At 59.2% G+C, this 3,596-nt stretch carries 5 protein-coding genes; 3 read left to right on the top strand and 2 right to left on the bottom strand.

Translation table 11 applies throughout. The annotated features are described in order from the left end of the window. Positions 1–472: YkgB family protein (locus tag ACOVQ0_RS03125; RefSeq protein WP_421880086.1), on the bottom strand; the 472-nt coding region annotated here is incomplete at its 3' end. Positions 473–576: 104 nt separating this feature from the next. Between ACOVQ0_RS03125 and ACOVQ0_RS03120 the strand changes: the two genes are divergently transcribed. The 3 genes from ACOVQ0_RS03120 (at position 577) to ACOVQ0_RS03110 (ending at position 3,066) form a co-directional block, all read left to right on the top strand. After that, positions 577–1,119 carry a MarR family winged helix-turn-helix transcriptional regulator gene (locus ACOVQ0_RS03120; protein ID WP_010339851.1) on the top strand — a complete coding sequence of 181 codons (543 nt, stop codon included), beginning with the start codon at positions 577–579 and terminating at the stop codon, positions 1,117–1,119. Between the two features lie 97 nt (positions 1,120–1,216). Then, positions 1,217–2,332 carry an IS110 family transposase gene (locus tag ACOVQ0_RS03115; RefSeq protein ID WP_075151936.1) on the top strand — a complete coding sequence of 372 codons (1,116 nt, stop codon included), beginning with the start codon at positions 1,217–1,219 and terminating at the stop codon, positions 2,330–2,332. A 374-nt stretch (positions 2,333–2,706) separates the two neighbouring features. Further along, on the top strand, positions 2,707–3,066 hold the full coding sequence (locus ACOVQ0_RS03110) for a hypothetical protein (protein ID WP_058456890.1): 360 nt from the start codon (positions 2,707–2,709) through the stop codon (positions 3,064–3,066). A 128-nt stretch (positions 3,067–3,194) separates the two neighbouring features. On the opposite strand, the gene ACOVQ0_RS03105 is transcribed toward ACOVQ0_RS03110, so the two are convergent. Then, entirely contained in the window at positions 3,195–3,404 is a 210-nt protein-coding gene (locus ACOVQ0_RS03105) for a hypothetical protein (protein ID WP_054136348.1), read from the bottom strand. Positions 3,405–3,596 lie beyond the last annotated feature (192 nt).

Here is a 3,596-nt window from a genome sequence, read left to right as displayed (position 1 = left end):
CGTCTGCTGTCCGTATGGACGCAAGTAGAAGGCACGCTGATGCCGCAAGAAGCACCAGGTCCTTCAACAGGAACTGTCCGGTTCCGGCCGAAATCGCCGGGAACCCGCCAGCGGTCGGCTCGGCGACGCCAGGCGTGCTCAGGAAAAACGTCAGTGTCACGGCATAAGTCAGGCATGACATCGCCGCGCCGAGAGCGGAGGCCGTCTTGTTGAAAGCACCGATAATCAGCGCAGCGGCCGTCGCGAGCTCGACGGTGCCTATAAAATAGCTTCCACCCTGCACCCCAAAAACGGCCGGAATCCAGCTCATGATCGGACTGTTCTTCATCAATGGCGCGATGCCCATCGCTTCATAGCTCGTGAATTTCATGCAACCGAACCAGAGAAAGATGACCACCAGCGCCCAGCGCAGCAACGCGAGAGACCCGCGAGAGCCGGTCGTCTTTTCAGCTATGTGTAATGTCGAAAACATGGTGCCTCGCTTTCATCATGGCGCATGACCTGCCTTCATGCTTAGACAGGCGTGATATATGCGCTGCGCATACACTATGCGCCGTCAATGAATGAGGCAACCCTTTGAACGTACTCTCGGACCGGCTCGTCAATCTGTTCGGCGCCCTCGCAGTGGGCATCACCGATCGAATTAAGAAGGCGGCATTCGACCCGACGATACCCGGCGGTGGCGAAACCACCGCGGCGATCGTCGTCATCGGTCACGCGACCGGTCTTTCGATCGACGAATTAGGACGGGTGCTAGGCTTGTCCCACGCGGGGACGGTGCGGCTTGTCGATCGATTGGTTGCAGCCGGGTTCGCCGTTCGATCCAAAGCGCTACGGGACCGTCGTGCAGTAGCGCTGATGCTCACTGAGGCAGGCGAGACTCGCCTATCTGCGATCCTGCAACGAAGAAACGAGACTTTATCCGAAATCCTTAGCCATGTCTCGAATGCTGACCGCCTCGTGCTGGAACGTATTGCCGAGACAATACTTGCGCAGATGTCTGACGACGCTGTCTCGGCGCTGACGATATGCCGGCTCTGCGACGAGAGGCGATGCTACAACTGTCCGATGGATGCCTTTGGAATGCTGGAGTCGTCGACGCATAGAGTCGACCCATAAGTGCGCGCAGAGACGCTTAGACCCAATGACTGCCTGAGCCATGAGGGCTTTGATCTGCGATGCTTCACCTGCGGAGGGTCAGCAACGGAGATGATCGATGGCAAAGAGATTGAAGTACATCGGGCTGGACGTGCACAAGGAGACGATCGCGGTGGCCGTGGCGGAGGGCGAACGCGGCGGCGAGGTTCGCTTTCATGGCACGATCCCGAATGAAGACGATGCCGTACGCGGTATGGTCAAGCGTCTGGCTGGACCTGGCATCACCCTTGATTTTTGTTACGAGGCGGGACCTTGCGGCTACGGCCTGCAGCGCCTTCTGACCCGACAGGGGCAACCCTGCATTGTCATTTCCCCCTCAATGATGCCGAGACGTCCTGGTGACCAGATCAAGACCGATCGGCGCGATGCAATGACGCTGGCGCGCCTGCTCCGCGCCGGAGAGCTGGCCCCGATCTGGGTGCCGGATGAAGCTCATGAGGCAATCCGCGATCTCATCCGTGCGCGGCGGTCGGCGCAGGAAGACACTTCGGCTGCCAAGCAATCGGTGCGCAGCTTCCTGCTTCGCCATGATCGCAGATTTTCCGGAAAGTCGGCATGGACCAAAACCTACTGGCGCTGGCTGTCGGAGCAACGTTTCGATTTCGCGCATCAGCAACTGGCTTTTGAGGAGGCCAAGCGTCGTGTCCTGGAGGCGCAGGCACGAACTGCACGCCTCGAGGCGGCGCTCGTCGAAGCGGTCGATGGCTGGCGGTTCGCACCGCTGGTTCGCAGTTTGCAAGCCCTTCGCGGTGTTCGCCTGATTGTCGCGGCAACCCTGGTCGCGGAGGTCGGCGACTTGACGAGGTTTCAGAACCCCAAGCAGTTGATGGCTTACCTCGGGCTGGTCCCGTCGGAATATTCGAGTGGCGCGCGAGTTCAGCGTGGCCGGATCACGCGCGCCGGAAACGCTCATGCCCGCACCATGCTGGTCGAGGCGGGATGGACCTATCGACTTCCTGCCCGCGAAGAGCGACGTTACCGGGATCGCGTTGCGGATCTTCCCGAAGATATTCAGGCGATCGGTTGGAAGGCTCAGGTGCGGCTATGCCAGCGGTTCCGCCGCCTCTCGGCGACAGGCAAGCCGCAACCCAAGGTCAACACGGCGATCGCCCGTGAACTTGTGGGTTTCGCCTGGGACATCGCCCGTCGCGTGCAACCGGTGGTGGCGGTCTGACCCGCCAGGGGTAGAGCTTGGGCTCTGGCCTTTGGCGACATAGGCATGGCCGGTGTGTCGCGGGCGCCCGACTGTGATGGGCAATCCTCGGTGTACGTTGGGGCAGGCAAGTCCGATGCCCGTGCTTAGAGTGAGGAAGGTCCAGCGACGGAAACGGGTATTGCGGTAATCAATCCGCGGATGAGAGCGTGATCAATCGTCGTCGATCAGGAGCCCGCGGCACTCCGGCCATGCCAAATTCACCGCTAGCCCAAAGGCCAGCGGACGCGTAAACTCGCCTTGTAACGCAGATGGCAGTCATGAGAGCGTATATCTGTGCCCGTTCTATGTCCTGACCCCTCAAAGGGATCCCATGGCCTAACCCCGCTTGGAAAATGATCGACAAGCGAGATTCGGCCGCTCGCGATGCTTGGTTCTATGAGTGCCAACGCCGCAAGATACCGTTCCTGCACGTGGCAAAAGCAAGAAAACACTTCTCGGTCCATTGGGACCATATCAGCTTGGATTCTGATTATGACCAGATGATCAGACAGTCTGCCGATGGGAAAATGGCAAGGGTTCTGTTCCGAACCTATCAACTGATCGCTTCTGGCCTTGAGCCTAAAAGCTTTTTCGATGGCGGGGCCTTGGTGGGGGATGTGACTGGCTTGTCTGAATCAAGCGCCCGGCAGATTGCAAATGCCTTCGCTCTCCTGCTTTTTCCTGGCAACGTGCAATCTGCTTTGGCTGCATAAGAAGATATTGGAAGCCGCGGAACCAGCGGCTTCAATACGCCACAACTCCATCAGGCCGAAATTCTGAGCTCCGTTCGCGTCGTGCAACAAGCCAGTGGTCCAAATCAGGCACGCTGCGGTGGACTTCATCATCGCCAGAAGCCGTCCTGTCTCTGGCCGTGCCGGTTGTCGTAATTCTCGCGCTGATCGTAGGCGCTCTTGCGGATACCCACCTCGACCCGCTGGCCGCCGACGTTGCGAATGTGGAGATCGCGCAGATCGACCTTGTTGCGCTGCGCCCAGTCTTTTGCCTCGCGCTCGCTGCCGAAAGTGCCTGCATCTTCGTAATCGAATGCCATTTCATGCTCTCCTTCATGTGGTGATTGACGGTCTGGAAGATTGGATGCGCAGGCGCAGGCTCATGCCGACTGCTTCTGGGCATTGGCGGATCGGGCTTGGGAAGGGCTGCCGCTTGAAATTGGAGTTGAAGTGCAGTTCGTCATGTAAGCGCTGATCCTCGGTCCATCTGGTGGTCGAGGCTGGCTTTGGCC

Source organism: Novosphingobium sp. (assembly GCF_049240505.1).
Classification (GTDB): Bacteria; Pseudomonadota; Alphaproteobacteria; order Sphingomonadales; family Sphingomonadaceae; genus Novosphingobium.
Note: the sequence above shows the minus strand (reverse complement) of the source record. Positions and strands in the feature narration are given on the sequence as shown.